General features: G+C 72.2%; 11 protein-coding genes. 4 read left to right on the top strand and 7 right to left on the bottom strand.

Annotated elements, in window-relative coordinates; genetic code table 11:
* Positions 1-33: 33 nt before the first annotated feature.
* Positions 34-873 carry an alpha/beta fold hydrolase gene (locus FHS22_RS17290; RefSeq protein ID WP_184942866.1) on the top strand — a complete coding sequence of 280 codons (840 nt, stop codon included), beginning with the start codon at positions 34-36 and terminating at the stop codon, positions 871-873.
* A 65-nt stretch (positions 874-938) separates the two neighbouring features.
* Here FHS22_RS17290 and FHS22_RS17295 read toward each other — a convergent pair whose 3' ends face one another.
* The gene (locus FHS22_RS17295; RefSeq protein WP_184942868.1) at positions 939-1970 is read right to left on the bottom strand and encodes an alpha/beta hydrolase; all 1032 of its coding nucleotides are present in this window, start codon (positions 1968-1970) and stop codon (positions 939-941) included.
* A 156-nt stretch (positions 1971-2126) separates the two neighbouring features.
* Between FHS22_RS17295 and FHS22_RS17300 the strand changes: the two genes are divergently transcribed.
* Positions 2127-2693: a cysteine hydrolase family protein gene (locus FHS22_RS17300; RefSeq protein ID WP_184942869.1), complete on the top strand. Its 567-nt coding sequence runs from the start codon at positions 2127-2129 to the stop codon at positions 2691-2693.
* A gap of 11 nt (positions 2694-2704) precedes the next feature.
* On the opposite strand, the gene FHS22_RS17305 is transcribed toward FHS22_RS17300, so the two are convergent.
* Both FHS22_RS17305 and FHS22_RS17310 read right to left on the bottom strand, forming a co-directional pair.
* Positions 2705-3154, bottom strand: coding sequence for an SRPBCC family protein (locus tag FHS22_RS17305; protein WP_184942871.1), 450 nt, complete (start codon positions 3152-3154; stop codon positions 2705-2707).
* Positions 3151-3396 (bottom strand): hypothetical protein, encoded by a 246-nt coding sequence (locus FHS22_RS17310; protein WP_184942873.1) that lies wholly within the window; start codon positions 3394-3396, stop codon positions 3151-3153. The genes FHS22_RS17305 and FHS22_RS17310 overlap by 4 nt, the downstream gene beginning before the upstream one ends.
* Before the next feature lie 99 nt (positions 3397-3495).
* Between FHS22_RS17310 and FHS22_RS17315 the strand changes: the two genes are divergently transcribed.
* Positions 3496-3984 (top strand): NUDIX domain-containing protein, encoded by a 489-nt coding sequence (locus FHS22_RS17315; protein WP_184942874.1) that lies wholly within the window; start codon positions 3496-3498, stop codon positions 3982-3984.
* Between the two features lie 31 nt (positions 3985-4015).
* Here FHS22_RS17315 and FHS22_RS17320 read toward each other — a convergent pair whose 3' ends face one another.
* The 4 genes from FHS22_RS17320 to pulA all read right to left on the bottom strand — a co-directional run bounded on the left by FHS22_RS17320 (position 4016) and on the right by pulA (position 15049).
* Positions 4016-5359, bottom strand: a complete 1344-nt coding sequence (locus FHS22_RS17320; protein WP_184942876.1) for an ABC transporter substrate-binding protein — start codon at positions 5357-5359, stop codon at positions 4016-4018.
* Between the two features lie 44 nt (positions 5360-5403).
* Positions 5404-6987 (bottom strand): methyl-accepting chemotaxis protein, encoded by a 1584-nt coding sequence (locus tag FHS22_RS17325; protein ID WP_184942878.1) that lies wholly within the window; start codon positions 6985-6987, stop codon positions 5404-5406.
* A 184-nt stretch (positions 6988-7171) separates the two neighbouring features.
* Entirely contained in the window at positions 7172-9001 is a 1830-nt protein-coding gene (locus FHS22_RS17330) for a carbohydrate-binding module family 20 domain-containing protein (RefSeq protein ID WP_184942880.1), read from the bottom strand.
* Positions 9002-9193: 192 nt separating this feature from the next.
* Complete coding sequence (gene pulA, locus FHS22_RS17335; RefSeq protein ID WP_184942882.1) at positions 9194-15049, bottom strand: pullulanase-type alpha-1,6-glucosidase; 5856 nt, start codon at positions 15047-15049, stop codon at positions 9194-9196.
* A 367-nt stretch (positions 15050-15416) separates the two neighbouring features.
* Here pulA and FHS22_RS17340 point away from each other — a divergent pair, with 367 nt between their 5' ends.
* Positions 15417-16709, top strand: coding sequence for an extracellular solute-binding protein (locus FHS22_RS17340; RefSeq protein WP_184942884.1), 1293 nt, complete (start codon positions 15417-15419; stop codon positions 16707-16709).
* Positions 16710-16869: the final 160 nt, after the last annotated feature.

A 16869-nucleotide genomic window follows, 5' to 3' on the forward strand; every position in this document is an offset into this window, starting at 1 on the left:
TCTCTCGGTGGTCTCGGTGTATATGATCTTCCCATGGAGACCTTCGGCGGCGCTGACGGTACACGGCTCGCGTATCACCGGACCGGTGAGGGCCACCCGCTGGTCTGCCTTCCCGGCGGCCCCATGCTGGCCTCGGCCTACCTCGGCGACCTGGGCGGGTTTCCGGCGCGTCATCCGCTGGTCCTGCCGGACCTGCGCGGCACGGGGGAGTCGGCCGTCCCGGCGGACCCGGCGAGTTACCGGTGCGACCGGCAGGTCGCCGACGTCGAAGCGCTGCGCCTGCACCTCGGGCTGGACCGGCTCGACCTGGCCGGGCACTCGGCCGGCGCCGCGCTCGCCCTCCTGTACGCCGCCCGCCATCCCGAGCGCGTCGGCCGTCTCGTCCTGATCAATCCCAGCCCGCGGGCGGTCGGCCTGGAGATCACCGACCTGGACCGCCGGGAGCTCGCCGAACTGCGCCGGGGGGAGCCCTGGTTCCCCGATGCCTTCGCCGCGTTCGAGCGGATCTGGGCGGGCCGGGCCGCGGACGCCGACTGGGAGGCGATCACGCCGTTCACCTACGGCCGGTGGGACGCCGCCGCCAGGGCCCACGCCGCCCGGGGGGCGGACTGGAAGAACGAGGAGGCGGCGGCGGTCTACTACTCGGACGGCGCCCTCGACCCGGAGGCCCTCAGATCCGCCCTCGCCCGCCTGCGGGCGCCGGTCCTGATCGTCGCGGGTGAGTACGACGTCGCGCTCCCACCGAAGCGCGCCGCCGAGTACGCCGGCCTGTTCCCGCACGCCGAGCCGGCCGTGCAGCCGGGCGGCGGGCACTTCCCCTGGCTCGACGATCCCGAGTGGCTCGCGGAGACACTGGCCGGGTTCCTGCGCTGACAGAGTCCCGGTCGCCCCTCACCGGAGAGGGGCGACCGGTCGGGCCGAGGAGAGGCCGGGGAGCGTCACCCGGCGCCGATCGCGTCCATGAGCATGGGGAGGGCGCGTTCCAGGGAGCGCTGCCAGTACGGCCAGGCGTGGGTGCCGGGACCGTAGAAGTCGGTGGTGATGTCGGCGCCGTCCGCCTCCGCCCGCCGGGCGAAGGCCCGGGCCTGGGAGAGCAGGGTCGCCTCGCCGCCGTCGCGGGCGGCCGGCGGGGAGTCCAGCGGGCCGGGGGTCCCGTCGCCGCAGGAGACGTAGAGCCGCACGCCTTTGAGCCGTGAGGTCAGGGCGACCGGGTTGTGCGCCTCCCACTCCGGCTCGCCCGGAGCCCCCCACAGGTCGGCGGGGTCCTCGCCGTGGCGCCCCAGCAGCCAGGGGGCGCTCTCGGTGGTGTCCAGCACGCCGGAGAAGGAGGCCGCCGCCTGGAACATGCCCGGGTGCCGGGCCGCGTAGGAGATCGCGCCGAACCCGCCCATCGACAGCCCCGCCACCGCCCGCCGGTCCCCGGCGCCGTAGTCGCGCTCCAGGATCCGGCGGACCTCGGTGAGGTGGAAGGTCTCCCAGCCCGGGCCGTCGCGCCAGTCGGAGTAGAAGCCGACCGCGCCGCTCTCCGGCATGACGACGATCACCGGGTGGCGTGCGGTGAGCCGCGCCGCGTCGCCCTCCGTCGCCCAGGAGTCGTAGGCGGGCTGGCAGCAGCCGTTCAGCAGGTACAGCACCGGCCACGGGCCCGAGCCCGGCCGCCAGCCCTCGGGGAGCAGCACCCGGACCCTGCCCTCGCGGCCCAGCGCGGCCGAGGCGACGGTGAGCACGTGGTCCCGCTCGCTCCGCCGTTCCACCTGCACGCCGGGCGCCGCCCGCGCGGTGTCCTCGGCGTCCCCTCCCCTGGAGGCGCTGTCCCTGGAGGCGCTGTTCCTGGAGGCGCTGTTCCTGGAGGCGCTGTCCCCGGCGGTCCCGCCGGGGGAGGAGGGGGGCACCAGCAGGGCCAGCGCGACGGCGGCCACCGCCAGTCCGGCGAGCAGGATCACACCCAGGCGCACGGCCGTACGATTCATCGGACAATCCTGGCCTGCCGGAGGGTGCGGGGGAAGCCCTCCCGGTCCGGCCAGGGGCGGTCGGGCGCCGCCGGCCGTGCGGTCCCGCGCCGTTGTCGGTGGCCCCGTCTACGGTGGGGTCGGCACATGATCCGCGTCGAGGAACGAGAGGTTCTCATGACGACCCTGCCCGACCGCCCGAACACCGCGCTGCTGGTCATCGACGTCCAGAACGGGGTGGTGGCCGGCGCCCACAACCGCGACGGCGTGATCGCGAACATCAACACCCTGCTCGACAGGGCCCGCGCGGAGGGCGCGCCCGTGGTCTGGGTGCAGCACTCCGACGAGGAGCTCGAGCGGGGCAGCGAGGGCTGGCAGTACGTGCCGGAGCTGGTCCGCCGCGAGACGGAGCCGCTCGTGCACAAGACCTACGGCGACTCGTTCGAGGACACCGATCTGGAGGCGCTGCTCGCCGAGCGCGGGGTGGGCCGCCTCGTCGTCACGGGCGCCCAGACCGACGCGTGCATCCGCTCGACCCTCCACGGGGCCATCGTCCGCGGATACGACGTGACGCTGGTCGGCGACGCGCACACGACGGAGGACTTCAGCCAGTACGGCGCGCCGACCCCGGAGCAGGTGATCACGCACACCAACCTCTACTGGCGGTGGCAGAGCGCGCCCGGGCGCAGCGGGGGGACCGTCGACACGGCGGAGGTGACCTTCGCGGCGGGCGGCGCGGGCTGAGCCGTCCGCCCTCACCCGCTCCCGTCCTCCGCGGCGGACAGGAACGCCTCGATGGCGGCCTTCCAGGAGGCGAGGAAGGCGGGGTAGCCGGCGGCGAACTCCTCGAGCTCCCGGGAGGCCTCGCCGGTGAGGGGGGTGAGGTCGTAGGTGACGGTGACCTCGCTGGCCTCGCCGCGCTCCCCGGCCGGCTCCAGCGTCACGGTGACGGTCCCGGCGCGCGAGCCGGGTGTGACGCGGGCGTAGGAGATGCTCCGCCCGCTCCGGCGGCCGAGCACCACCCAGACGGTCGCCTCCCCGTGCGCGCCGGTCTCGAAGACGGTGCCGGGCTCGGTGTCGTCCTCGGTGGGGACGGGGAAGCGGGGCCGCCAGCCGTCCGCCCACCTCTCCTCGCCGCGGGCGGTGAACAGGGAGAGCGCCTCCTCGGGCGGGAGGGGGACGGTGAGGGTTCCGGTGAGCCTCATGGCGCCTCCTTCAACCGGTGCGCGTCGGCGCTGGTCAGCTTCAGGGAGTAGACCTCCTTGAGCTGGTCGATCTTGGCCGTCGTCTCGGGGGAGAACGGGGCCTTGCCCTCGAACGCGTGCAGGACGATGCCCTCGACGAGGTCGCCGACGGACATGTCCAGATACTCGGCGAGGCCCTTGAGGACCTTGAGCATGCTCTTCTCGATCCGGAGCCCGGTCTGCACCCGCTCAACTGTTACCATGGTAACAATGTACTCCTCTCTACGGGTAGAGGGGAACCCGCCGCCGGCCGGGAATCCGCCTGCGGGCCCGGACGGGCCGGCGGAGGTAGTGTGATCGGGATGAGCCAGCCCTTCCTCGATCCGGCGGAGTGGTACGCCACCCTGCCCACCGCGTTCGTCTCGGCCTGCCTGCTGCTCACCGACACCGAGGACCGCGTCCTGCTGGTCAAGCCCAACTACCGGCCCTACTGGATGATCCCCGGCGGCGTCATCGAGCCCGGCGAGCTGCCCCAGGAGTGCGCGGTGCGGGAGATCGGCGAGGAGCTCGGCCTGATCGTGCGGGCCGGTGGCCTCCTCGTCGTCGACTGGTCCCCGCCGGTGGACGACCGCCCCCGGGTCCTGGTCAACTTCCTGTTCGACGGCGGCGTCCTCGAAGAGCCGATCGAGATCCGGCTGCAGGCCGAGGAGCTCGACGACGCGGCGTTCCTGCCCTGGGACGAGGCCGCCGCCCGGCTGGCCGCCCACACCGCGCCCCGCCTGGCCGCGGCCCGCCGGGCCCGCAAGGACGGGCGGACCGCCTACCTGTCGGGCGGACCGGCCGGCGGCTGAGAGGCGTCGCCGCCGGCGGTCCCGTGCCGCCTCAGGGCCAGGACTTCTCGATCTCGGCGAGCACGGTCTCCGTGTCCTCACCCTTGATCCAGTCGGTCATCCCGGTCCAGAAGGAGCCGGTGCCGACCGCCGCCGGCATCATGTCCGAGCCGTCGAAGCGCACGGTGGTGTCGGGGTCACGCATGATCTCCGCGGAGAGCTTGTCGAGGTCGCTCTTGTAGAGGCTCATGTCGACCTTGTTGTTCGCGCTCATCCAGCCGCCCAGGCTCACACGCCTGGAGGCGAAGTCGCCCGTGGCCAGGTACGTGTGGACGGCGGCGACCTCGGGCCGGTCGCTGAACGCCCCGGTGAACGTCGAGCCGACGATCGCGAGCCTGCCCTCCGACGGGTCGGCGGGCGGTACGGGGAAGGCGAACACGTCGCCGTCGGCGGCCACCTTGGTGCCACGCGGGAAGCTGCCGGCGTAGAAGGACCCGAGCCGGTAGAACGAGCACTCACCCCGCAGGATGGGCAGCCCGGCGTCCTCGAAGTAGGTCGTGGCGGCGTTGCGCACCCCGCCCCTGACGTACTTCTCGTTCTTGACCACCCGTTCCGCCCGTTCCGCGGCCCTGAGCACCTTCGGGTCGTCGAAGGGGATGGCGTGCGTGACCCACTGGTCGTAGACGTCGGGGCCGTACATGGCCAGCATGGCGTCCTCGATCCAGTTGGTGGCAGGCCAACCGGTCGCCGCGCCGGACCCGAGCCCCAGGCACCAGGGCGTGCGCCCGGTGTCCGCGATCTTCGCGCTGACCGCCATCAGCTCGTCCCAGCTCCGCGGCACCTCGTAGCCCTCCTTCTTCAGCGCCGCCGGGGAGTACCAGACGTAGGACGAGACGTTCGAGTCGAAGGGGATCGCGTAGAGCTCGCCGTCGACGGAGCCGTAGGTCAACCAGTCGGCCGACCAGTTCTCCCCGGCCGCCTTCGCGACCGAGCCGGCCGCCGGCTTGAGGTTCCCGCTCCCGGCGAGGGTGGCGATGAGGCCCGGTTGCGCGACGATGGCGAGATCCGGCGGGTCCCCCGCCCCGACCCGCTTCTTGACCTCGTCCTCGACGCCCGCGGCCCCCTCGACGTCGACCCGGATCGAGGTGCAGTCGGAGAACCGCCGCAGTGCCTGCGTCGCCTTGACGCTCTCGAATCCGTCGTTCATGAGGAGCGTGACGGTGGTGCCCTCGTGCCCCCGGTAGGCGGCGTACGGCGCGCACGCGGCCTCCCGGGCCGCCGCCTCCTTCGCGGTGCCGGCGGCGTCGGCGGTGCCGCACGCGGCCAGCAGCAGGGAGGACAGGGCGGCGACGGCTCCGGCGGCTGCCTTCCGGCCGCGGTGTGACTGCTTGTTCATGGGGTTCTTCTCCAAGTGGACGGGGAGGGGGAGACCGGCGGTGCTCATACCTGGAACCGCCGCACCACCGCGCGCATCCGCTCGGCGGTGGTGGACAGGTCCCGGGCCGCGGCCTGGGCGGACCGCCCGTCCTGGGAGGCGGTGCGGGTCGCGCCGGCGAGCTCGTCGATGGTCCCCGCGATGTCGCGTGTGCCGAGCGCGGCCTTGCTGATGCTCTCGCTCATCTCGCCGGTGGTGGCGCTCTGCTCCTCCACGGCGGCGGCGATGGCGAGCTGGTGCTCGCTGATCTGGGAGATGATGGCGCTGATGTCGGCGATGGCGTTCGCCGCGCCGGCGCTGGTGCCCTGGATCGCCTCCACCCGGCGGGAGATGTCCTCGGTCGCCTTGGCCGTCTCCTGGGCGAGCTCCTTGACCTCGCTGGCGACCACGGCGAAGCCGCGGCCCGCGGCTCCGGCACGGGACGCCTCGATGGTGGCGTTCAGCGCGAGCAGGTTGGTCTGCTTGGCGATGGCCGTGATCACCTTGATGACGTCGCCGATCTCGGCCGACGAGGTGCCCAGCTCCGCGACGGTGTCGGTGGTGCTCTCCACCACCGTGATGGCCTGTGAGACGACCTGCGACGCCTGGCTCGCGCTCTGGGCGATGGAGCGCATGGCGGTGTCCGTCTCCCGGGCCCCGGCCGCCAGCGCCTCGACGTTCTGAGAGACCAGCCCCGCCGAGTCGGTGGCGGAGGAGGCCTGGCCCGCGGCGGTCGCGGCCGAGGAGTCGATGCGGGCGGCGGAGGCCGAGACACGCGCCGAGGCGTCGTCCAGCGACTCGGCGGCCTCGACGAGGGCCGCCACGGTGTCGCGCACGGCCTGCCGGGCGCTCTCGTAGCCGGCGGCCATCCGGCCGACCTCGTCGCCGGAGTCCACCTCCGCGGTGACGGTCAGGTCGCCCTCCGCCATGGAGGCCAGCGCCGACTGCACCCGGCGGACGGGCCGGACGATCGCCCCGGCGACGACGAGCGCGATGGCCCCGGTCAGCAGCAGGCCGGCGACGAGTGCCACCAGCACCAGCCGGATCGCGTCCGCCTTGCCGTCCTGGATCTCCTTGCCGCCGGCGGTGATCGCCTCCGTCTCGGCGGCGGCCAGCTCGTCGAGATTCTCCTTCGCGATGGTGAGCATCTCGCCCTGGCGTAGCCGGGTGTCGCGGAAGGCCGCCTCGTCACCGGCCTTGCTCGCGGGCAGCATGATCTCGTCGCGGGAGGTGCGGTACTGGGCGATGGCGGCGTCGACGGAGGTGACGGTGCCCGTCGCTTTCCCGGTCCCGGCCTTCCGGTACCGCTCCCATGCCTGGTCGAACACGGTGTCGTTCTGGTGGATCTCCTCCTCGGCCTGTCGCCGGGAGACGTCGTCGGCGAGCGCCACGTGCTCCAGCAGGATGGCGTCCTGCTGCAGGAGCGCGGTGCGCGCCTCGTTGAGGCTGAGGGCCTGCGCCATCCGGTAGTCGGTGATCGACCCGGCGGTGGAGGCGACCGAGCTCAGCTGGGCGACGCCGACCGCGCCGATGCCCGCCATGGCCAGGCCTGCGACGGCCGTCGTCATGAGGAGTTTCGGCCGTACGCCGAGGTCTCGCCAGAACCGCATTTTCCAACCCGTTTCCTCTGCCGCGCCGTCGGATCAGCGCTGGTCGCTCCTCCCGTTCGGCCGGGAGACGGGGAAGGCAAGAGATTCACAGGTCAAGAAAGAAGCCCCGGCGGCAGGACGCCGCGAGAGGCGGGACGGCGGGCGGTGGCCGGGCGCCGCCGTAGCGCGGCGCCCGGCCGGCGGGTCAGCGCCAGGTGTCGTTGCGCGTCGCGGTGCCGCTCGACGGCGTGGTGAAGGAGCGGTCGGGGTCGCTCTCCCAGGTCACCGAGCCGTCCGGGTTCTTCTTGATGTACTTGTAGAAGATCGTCTTGCCTGCGGGCAGGTTCACCGTGGCCTTCCAGACCGGGTAGTCGGCCGACGAGAGCGCGACCGCGTTCGCCGGGTTCCACGAGCCCAGCTCGGCGGCGTCGCCGACGACGAAGACGTTCTGGCCCCAGGAGGTCGTCACGCCGGCGTTGAAGGAGGTCGCGATCCTGCCGGGACTCACGGTCGGGGAGGGGCTGGCCGTCGGGGTCGGGGTGGCTCCGCCGCCGACGTGGACGGCGACCGCGCTCCTGGCCGGGACGGTCACGCTCGCGGTGCCGTTCGCGCCGACGGTCACCGAGCCGCTCCCGGCGACGTTGGCGTAGGTCCCGGCGGGCAGGCCGGTGGTGAAGGTGCGGGTGACGGAGCCGCCCCCGTTGTTGATCGCGGTCCAGCCCTTGTTCCCGCGGCTGAAGGCGATCACGTTGTCGCCGTTGTCGTACCAGTCGGCGACCGGCGTGCCCGCCACGGCCCGGTGGAAGCCGGCCATCCCGGCCATCTGCCGGTGGAAGCAGGTCCAGCGGCCGTTGCCGCAGTCGGTGTCGGTGACGAATCCGCCGTTCGCAGAGGGCGGGCCGGCCTCCTTGTCGTTCCAGGTGAAGCCGGAGTAGACGCGCGGCGTGCCGTACGGCCAGGCCAGCATGAAGACGTTGGCCAGCCGGTAGGCGTCGCCGTACTTGTAGTTGAGGGTCGAGCCGTTGCGCTCGGTGTCGTGGTTGTCGACGAACGTCACGGCCCTGTCGCCGGGGACCGAGAGCCCCCAGCTCTGCCCGAACGTCTCCAGCCAGTGGATCTGGCCGGTGAACTGCTCCTTCATCTTCCGGCCGAAGACGAACTCGTGCACGTCCGCGATGCCGGTGTACTGGCTCGGCTGGACCTTCTCGCCCTCGCCGTGGATGACCTCCAGGTGCAGGTACGGCGAGCCGGTCAGCTTCGCCTTGACGGCGGCCAGGTCGTCGGGGTGGATGTGCTTGGCCGCGTCGACGCGGAAGCCGTCCACGCCGAGGGAGGTCAGCTTGTTGAGCCAGCCGGCGATCTGGTTGCGGACGTACTCGGAGCCGGTGTCGAGGTCGGCCAGACCGGACAGCTCGCAGTTCTGCACCCGCCAGCCGTCGTTCTTGTAGTCGGCGTCGTCGATGACGCACGCGGGCGAGGTGCGGAAGTCCCAGGAGGAGTAGGTGCCGGGGTAGTGGTACTTGCCGAAGCCGTACCCGCCGTAGCTGGTGCTGCCCTGGCCGGTCATGTGGTTGATCACCGCGTCGGTGTGGACCTTGACACCCGCGTCGTGGCAGGCCTTGATCATGTTCTTGAACGCGTTCTCGTCGCCGAACTTGCTGGTGAGCGTGTAGCGGGCCGGCTGGTAGATGTCCCACCAGACCGAGCCGCCCTTGCTCATGGAGTCGTGCGGCGGGGAGACCTGGACGGCGCCGTACCCGGCCGGGCCGAGCACGTCGGTGCACTCGCGGGCGACCGAGTTCCAGTTCCAGCTCCAGAGCTTGACGATGGGGCCGGTGCCGGCCGGGGGAGCGGCCTGGGCGGCGGCGGTGGAGGCGGCGCCGAGCGCGACGGGCACGAGCACGGCGGCGCCCGCCAGCACGCTCAGCGCCGCGGCGGCGAGGGACCTGCGGGCGGGGGAGCTGCGGGTGGGAGGTCTGCGGGTCGGGTGTGCGGGGGCGGGAGATGAGGAAGCGGGGGATTTGTAGGATTCCACGGGGGGCCTCCAGGATCGATGGATGGGTTCCCGTGCCGGGCCGGGTGCTGCAACACCCGGCCCGGCGGCTCTCCGGACCGCCCTTCTCCGGCGGCCCGGCGGCCTTCTCCCGGAACCGCCGTCGGCGGCCCGGCGTTCTCCCGGGCCCTCTCCTCTGACGGCCCGGAGCCTCTCCAGGACTGCACGGTCCCGCTAGGACTGCACGAAGACGGCGACCGTGCGGGCCGGGACCGTCAGCGTGCCGGTGGCGGCATCGAAGGCCGACTCCTTCACGACGGCGTCGCCGCCGCCCGCCTGGACCGGGTGGAGCGCGACCTGCCCGCCCTTGAGCGCGGGCACGGCCTGCGCCTGCCGCTCGGGGGTCGCGTTGAAGACGACGGTGACCGACGCCCACTTCGGGTCGATCCCCGAGGCGTCCAGGTGCATGGTCACGACGCCCGGGGTCTCCGCGGTGCCGCTGAGCGGGAACGAGAGCCGCTTCTGCACCTCGGCCAGGGAACCGAGCGCGAAGGCGGGCGAGGAGGCCCGGATCTTCAGCAGCTCGCCGTACCCGGTGCGGGCCGCGCCGATCGCGGCGCAGTCCGGCTTGAGCGCCGGGTCGGCCAGCAGCCCCCTGGCGTACTGCCACTTGTCCTCGTTGTCCGCCTTGGGCGGCAGGCCCGCGCCGAAGCCGTTGCCCTGCCCGCAGTCCCACAGCAGCCGGTTGAACCAGTCGCCGGAGTCGAAGGAGTTGCGGTCCAGCGACTTGGAGCGCAGCCGCTCGCTGCCCGCGTGCACGAACGCGGTGCCCTGGGAGAGCGCCGAGGCGGCCAGCGAGAGCGTCTGCATGCGCACCCGGTCGGCCATGGGCGTCGCCTGCGGCAGCTTGTAGGCCAGCGCGTCGAACAGCGTCTCGTTGTCGTGCGCGTCCACGTAGGTCACGGCCTCGCCGGGAGCGGCGGTGTACCCGGCGGGAGCGCCGTTGTAGTCGACCTCCGAGCCCTTGACCTCCTTGCCGGAGGAGGCGGTGAAGCGGTAGTCGCGCAGGTTGCCGGTCAGGCCCACCTTGATCAGGTCCTGGTAGCCGAGCAGGCGCGCCTTCTGCTGCTCGGCGGTGCCGTTGGCGGGCGAGCCGTTCGGGGACCCGGCCAGGCCGGAGCCGAAGCCCTGCACCCGGGGGTCGGGGTCGAACGGGCCGCCGCCGCGCACCGCGTCGCGCAGCCGGTCGTTGAAGGTGCCGATCCCGGTCCCGGCCATGTTGAGCTGGGTGGCCTGCTCGAAGCGGGCGTCGTCGGCGACCTCGCCGAAGTTCCAGCCCTCGCCGTACAGGATGATCGACTTTCCGTCCACGCCGTCCCGGGCGGGGGTCAGCTCGTCCAGGGCCTTGCGCACGGCCAGCATGTTCGCCTTGGGGTGGTGGCCCATCAGGTCGAACCGGAAGCCGTCGACCTTGTAGTGCTTCGCCCAGGTGACGATCGAGTCGACGACCAGCTTGCCCATCATCGTGTGCTCGGGCGCGGTGTTGGCGCAGCAGGTGGAGGTGGCCACCGCGCCGTCGTCCAGCAGCCGGTGGTAGTAGCCGGGCACGATGCGGTCGAGCACCGAGGTCGGGTCCTGCCCGGCGGCGTGGGTGTGGTTGTAGACCACGTCCATGACCACCCTCAGGCCGGCGCCGTTCAGGCCGGCGACCATGCCCCGGAACTCCTTGATCCGCGCGGTGCCGTTCGGGTCGGAGGCGTAGGAGCCCTCCGGCACGGTGTAGTGCCGCGGGTCGTAGCCCCAGTTGAAGCCGTCCTGTGCGGCGGTCTTCGCCACGCACTCCTGCTGCTTGTCGGAGTCGGCCGGCAGGGCGGCCAGGTCGCAGTCCGGCTCGGCCCGGTCGGCCTTCCGCTCGGGGATGGTCGCGATGTCGAAGACGGGCAGCAGGTGCACGTGGGTCAGCCCGTCCTCGGCGAGCCCGCGCAGCTCCTTCATCCCCGCGCCGTCACCGGTGAACGCCGCGTAGGTGCCGCGCCGTTCGGCCGGGACCGTCGTGTCGGAGGCGGAGAAGTCGCGCACGTGCAGCTCGTAGACCGAGGCCTTCTGCTGCGGTACGGCCTCCGGCTTGGCGAGCGAGGACCAGCCGCCGGGCTGCGTCGCCCGGTCGGACAGGTCCACGAGCTGGCTGCGGGCCGAGTCGGCGGCCAGCGAGACGCTGTAGGGGTCGGTCACCTCGTTGGTGACGACCTTCCCGGCGGCCGGCGAGTAGACCGTGACCAGGAAGGTGTAGTAGCGCCCCTTCCAGGTGGGCAGGCCCCGCGCCGACCAGACGCCGGTCGCGTCGTCGCGGCGCATCGCGTGGGTGGTACGGCTCCCGCCCGCCGCCTCCCGGTAGAGCGCCAGCTCCACCTTCTGCGCGGTCGGCGCCCAGACGGACAGGCGGGGCAGGGCGCCGGAGGCGTCCGGGCCGAGCTCGGCGCCGGCCGCCCCGGCGTAGACGTCGTCCAGGACCCCCGGGATCTGCACGCCGGTGGCGGTCAGCAGCACGCCGGAGGCGTCCCGCTCGACGGCCACGACCTGGCCGCGCAGCGCCTCGGCCGCCAGGTCGGCGTCGCGCGGGTCCACGGTGAGCGCGGCGTGCCCGGCCAGGTGCGGCCACCTGGCCTTCTGCGCGTCGGTGAGCGCGCCCGGGTTCAGGCGGATGAGGCGGTAGGAGCCGGTCAGGTCGCCCTTGGCGTAGGCGATGTCCCCCGCGGCGGAGAAGGCCAGCGCGTAGCGGAGCGCGGACGACGGCTGCACCTTCCAGGCGACGGTGCCGGCGTCGATCCAGTGGGCGGAGGCCTTGGACAGGTCGGCGTCGGCGCCGCGGGCGGCCGCCTGCGGCAGCACGCGGCCCTCGGTGGCGGCGACCCGCCAGATCTCGTGGCCGTCGGTGGTCAGGTTCAGGGCCTGGTCGGACGGGAGGTCCTTGTCGTCGCCCTTGTGGACGATGTAGCTCACGTTCTTCGCCCCCTCCTTCAGGGGGACGCGGAAGAAGACGCCGAAGCCGTCCTCGCCTGCGGGCATCAGGGGCGCGGCCCATTCGGTGGGGTTCGCGACGTCGCCCCACAGGTGCAGTCCCCAGCCGTCGTAGTTCCCGTCGGGCCGGTGGTAATGCAGGATCGCGACGTTCTCGGCGGCGGCGCGGGTCGGGTGGATCCTCGCCACGCCGGAGCCGACGTAGGCGTCCGGCTGCAGGGCCGGGGTGAACGCCTGGTCGGGGCCGGGGTCCTTGGTGTCGCCCTTGTGGATGATGTAGTTGAGCGGGGCGGAGGCGTTCTTCAGCGGGATCCTCCAGAACGCGCCGTAGGCGTCGGCGCCGTCCGGCGGGCGCGGTGCGGCCCACTCGGTGGGCACCCCGTCGGCCAGGCCGTCGCCCCACAGGTGCAGCCCCCAGCCGTCGTAGTCCCCGTCGGGCCGGTTGTAGTGGACGGTCGCGTAGCCCTGGGCCGCGGCACGGGAGGTGTGGGTGTCGGCCCCGCCCTCGGCCAGCCAGACCTCACCGGTCTTGGCCGGGTTGACGATCCGGTCGCCGCCGTCCTTCTCGTCGCCCTTGTGGGCGATGATCCCGACGTTCGCCGCGCCCGGCTTCAGCTTGATCCAGGCGAAGCGGCCGTAGGCGTCCTCGCCGGTCAGCGGGAGCGGCCTGCCCCAGTCGGTGGGGCTGGCGACGTCGCCCCAGACGTGCAGGCCCCAGCCGTCGTAGTCCGAGCGCTGGTAGTGCACGACGAGCCAGTCGCGCTTGACCGCGCCCGGCTCCTCCGGCTCCGGCTCGGGGGCGACGGTCGCGGCCGCGCCCGCCGAGGCGAAGCGGCCCGCGGAGTCCTTCACCACGGCCTTGTAAGCGATCTTCGTGCCCGCCGGGACGCCCTTCAGGTCGTGGAAGACCCGGAACGTACGGCTCCCGCCACCCTGCCCATCGCGCGCCTCCGGCACGACCGTGTTCGGCGCGTCGTCGGTGCCCAGCACCCTCCAGGCGCCGTCACCGACCTTCGCGGCGAAGGTGACCTGGTCGAAGCCGGTGCCCGGCACGGTCGCGGAGACCGGGATCCGGCCGTCCTCGGCGGTGCCCCTGATCTCGGCCCCCGGGAGCGCGATCGAGACGGCCGGGGCCGTGGCCGGGGCGGCGAGCTTCGCCGAGGCCCGGTAGACGACCGCCGACAGGGCCGGGACGGTCACCCCGAGCTTCGCGTCGGCGCCGGTGGTCACGGCCGCCGCCGCCTCGCCGTACACCCTGGTGAAGCCCAGGTTCGCCGAGAACGTCGGCACCTGGACGGTCGCCGCCTGCTCGGCGTTGTTCACCGCGACGACGTACTCGACCTGGGCACGCGCGTCGATCCTGGAGAAGGCGTAGACGCCGCCGGAGGCCAGCCGCTCGACCTGCGCGCCGTCGGCGAGGGCCGGATGGGCGTCGCGGAGCTTCGCCAGCGCGGAGATGCCCTGGTAGAGCGGGTGCGCGGGGGTGTAGTTGTCCTGCGCGTGGGTGGCGTCGGTGCCGATCAGGTCGTCGGACAGGTAGCTCGCGGTCTTCGAGGCGAACATGGACTGCCGGGCGTCCTGGTCGCCGCCCTTGCCGGTGAAGCCCTGCTCGTCGCCGTAGTAGACCACGGGCTGGCCGCGCGTGAGGTACATCAGCTCGTGCGCGAGCAGATCCCGCCTGAGCAGTTCGGCGTCCGGCGCGTCCGGGTTGTCCTGGGCGACGAACCGGCCGATGCGGCCCATGTCGTGGTTGCCGAGGAAGGTCGGGAGCGAGGAGGCGTTTCCGTCGGCGTCGATGTGGTAGTCGTCCCCGGCGAACAGCTGCGCCAGGCGCGCGCCGCCCGCCGTGCCGCCGCTGAAGGAGCGGGCGGCCTCCTGGAACGGGAAGTCCAGGGTGGCGTCCATGGCGCCGCGGGTGGAGTAGCGGCTGGTGAAGCCGGGGTCGCTGGAGTAGACCTCGCCGAACATGAAGAAGCGCTTGTTGCCGCGCTGGGCCGCGTAGCCGCGCAGGGCGGGGGAGAACCGCTCCCAGAACTCCATGTTGACGTGCTTGGCTGTGTCGATGCGGAAGCCGTCGATGCCGGTCTCGCGTACCCACGTCCGGTAGATGTCGGTCATGCCCCTGACGACCTCGGGGCGCTCGGTCCACAGGTCGTCGAGGCCGAAGAAGTCGCCGTACTCGGAGTTCTCGCCGCTGAAGGTGGAGTCGCCCCGGTTGTGGTACATCGTCGGGTCGTTCAGCCAGGACGGTGTCTTGACGCCCTTGGGCGCGACCGGCGTGTAGGGGAAGGAGTCGGCGGTGACCTTCGGGAAGGTGCTCCCGCCCGCGTAGGCGCGGTCGTCGAACGGCGTGCCGGCGGCGTCGACGTAGGGGTAGGCGCCCTTGGAGCGGTAGGAGTAGGCCTTCTCCCTGTAGTCGATCACGTCGGCCGTGTGGTTGGTGATGATGTCGAAGAAGACCTTCATCCCGCGCTTGTGCGCCTCGCGCACCAGCTGCTTCATCTGGGCGTTCGTGCCCAGATGCGGGTCGATGCGGGTGAAGTCGGTGATCCAGTAGCCGTGGTAGCCGGCCGAGACGTTCTCGCCGGTGCCCTGGACCGGCCGGTTCTCGAACGCCGGGGTGATCCAGATCGCGGTGCTGCCGAGCTTCTGCACGTAGTCGAGCCTGCCGAGCAGGCCCTTCAGGTCCCCGCCCTGGTAGAAGCCCTTGTGCGCGGGGTCGAAGCCGGTGGCGAGCCGGTCGCCGGACAGGCCGCCGGTGTCGTTGCCGGGGTCGCCGTTGGCGAACCGGTCGGTCATCGCGAAGTAGAAGCGCTCACGGCTCAGATCGGCGCGGAGCGCGTCGCGGGCGAGCTCCCGGTCGGCGGGCTCGGCCGTACGGCTCAGCGGGGAGACCAGCGGCGCCGCCGCGGGTCCCGGCGCGGTGAGCGCGGAGCCGGCGGGGGAGGGGGACGCCGCCGTGGCGGCGGAGGGGGTGAGGGCGGCGAGGGACGCGGTGACCAGGGTGACCGCGAGCGCGGCGCCTGTCCGGGCGGTCGCTCTCGCACGCCGTGGGGGGAGTGGCCGGACCACTGGGGGCCTCCACGGTGTCGTTTTGGGGGTGTTGCCCGGAAGTTACTCACTAGACATGATCTGTGCAATGCCTTGCCGCAACTTTCTGAATCCCGGCGGCCGGCGCGGCTCCCCGACGGGTCCCGAGGTGCTGCGGATCAGGTCTCCTGACCTGCTATATCAGTGTTGACCTGCGACTATCCTGAGCGGCGGAAGCGATGGGCGAGTTCTCCGTGTTCGTCGCGTTGGTTCGGTATGTAACAAGTTTGCAGACTCTTGCAGCAAGTTCTTCCAATGGGATTCACGTCGGCGTAACGTCCGGCGTACTCCACACCGGTCCGGCGGTTCTCCGTCCCAGGGCCGGTCCCCTGAGCTATGAGGAGAAATCATGCGGCGAGCCTTCTCGGCCGCGACGATCGTCGCGGCCCTCGCCCTGGCGGTTTCCGCCTGCGGCGGTGGCGACAGCGGTACGGCGGCTCCGGCGCAGTCCGCCCCCGCCGACCCGTCCCAGATCAGCGGTGAGATCACCTGGTGGGACACGGTCCGCCCGGACAGTGAGGGCCCGACGTTCCAGGCGCTCATCAAGGAGTTCCAGGCCAAGTACCCGAAGATCAAGGTCAACTACGTCAACGTCCCCTCGGACCAGGCGCAGAACAAGTTCCAGACCGCGGCCCAGGCCGGCAGCGGCGCGCCCGACGTGATCCGCTCCGAGGTCGCCTGGACCTCCCAGTTCGCCTCGCTCGGCTACCTGCAGCCGCTGGACGGCACCCGCGCCGTCGAGAACGAGTCCGACTTCCTCGCCGGGCCGCTGAGCAGCACCAAGTACAACGGCAAGACCTACGCGGTCCCGCAGGTCACCGACACCCTGGCGCTGATCTACAACAAGAAGCTGCTCAAGGAGGCCGGCTGGGACAAGGCTCCCGCCACGGTCGAGGAGCTGAAGAAGGCCGCGCTCGACGTCAAGGACAAGACCGGCGTCAACGGCCTCGCGCTCAACGTCGACGCCTACTTCCTGCTGCCGTTCATGTACGGCGAGGGCGGCGACATGCTCGACGTGCAGAACAAGAAGATCACCGTCAACTCGCCGGCCAACGCCAAGGCCATGGCCACCGTCGCCGACCTGATCAGTTCGGGCGCCGCGGCCAAGCCCGCGATCCAGGACAGCTACGCCAACGCCATGACCGCCCTCAAGGACGGCAAGGCCGCGATGATCTACAACGGCCCGTGGGCGCTGTCGGAGATCTACCAGGGCGCGGAGTTCAAGGACAAGGCGAACCTGGGCATCGCCCCGGTCCCGGCGGGCTCGGTCAAGGCCGGCGCCCCCACCGGCGGCTGGAACTACGCCATCTACGCCGGGTCCAAGAACATCGACGCCTCCTACGAGTTCCTCCGGTTCATGAGCACGCCCGAGGCCCAGGCGAAGATCGCCAAGGAGATCAGCCTCCTGCCGACCCGCACCTCGGCCTACGACAACCCCGACGTGCAGGGCAACGCCGACGTCGCCGTCTTCAAGCCGATCATGGACACCGCGACCGCCCGGCCGTGGATCCCCGAGGGCGGCCAGCTCTTCCAGCCGCTGCTGGAGGGCTACCAGTCCCTGGTGGGCGGTAAGACGACCCCTGAGGACATGCTCAAGACGGTCGACGAGAAGTACCGCGGCATCTTCAAGGACTGGAGCTGATCCGTGGCGACCTCCACTGGACGTGTGACCGGCACGGCCAGGGACCGGGCCGCGGGGGCCCCGCCGCGCCCGGCCCCCCCCGGCGGGCGCCCCACGAGGGGGGCGGGGGCCGGGGGGCGCGCCGCGACGGGGGTACCCCCGCCCCGGTGGGCAGGCCGGC

The sequence above is a fragment of the Thiemannella venezuelensis genome, from assembly GCF_014203605.1.
GTDB lineage: Bacteria > Actinomycetota > Actinomycetes > Streptosporangiales > Streptosporangiaceae > Planomonospora_A > Planomonospora_A venezuelensis.

Bases quoted from the DNA above. Each gene is read 5' to 3' on its own strand.
- FHS22_RS17290 (WP_184942866.1), top strand. From the start codon at position 34: ATGGAGACCTTCGGCGGCGCTGACGGTACACGGCTCGCGTATCACCGG.
- FHS22_RS17295 (WP_184942868.1), bottom strand. From the start codon at position 1,970: ATGAATCGTACGGCCGTGCGCCTGGGTGTGATCCTGCTCGCCGGACTG.
- FHS22_RS17300 (WP_184942869.1), top strand. From the start codon at position 2,127: ATGACGACCCTGCCCGACCGCCCGAACACCGCGCTGCTGGTCATCGAC.
- FHS22_RS17305 (WP_184942871.1), bottom strand. From the start codon at position 3,154: ATGAGGCTCACCGGAACCCTCACCGTCCCCCTCCCGCCCGAGGAGGCG.
- FHS22_RS17310 (WP_184942873.1), bottom strand. From the start codon at position 3,396: ATGGTAACAGTTGAGCGGGTGCAGACCGGGCTCCGGATCGAGAAGAGC.
- FHS22_RS17315 (WP_184942874.1), top strand. From the start codon at position 3,496: ATGAGCCAGCCCTTCCTCGATCCGGCGGAGTGGTACGCCACCCTGCCC.
- FHS22_RS17320 (WP_184942876.1), bottom strand. From the start codon at position 5,359: ATGAACAAGCAGTCACACCGCGGCCGGAAGGCAGCCGCCGGAGCCGTC.
- FHS22_RS17325 (WP_184942878.1), bottom strand. From the start codon at position 6,987: ATGCGGTTCTGGCGAGACCTCGGCGTACGGCCGAAACTCCTCATGACG.
- FHS22_RS17340 (WP_184942884.1), top strand. From the start codon at position 15,417: ATGCGGCGAGCCTTCTCGGCCGCGACGATCGTCGCGGCCCTCGCCCTG.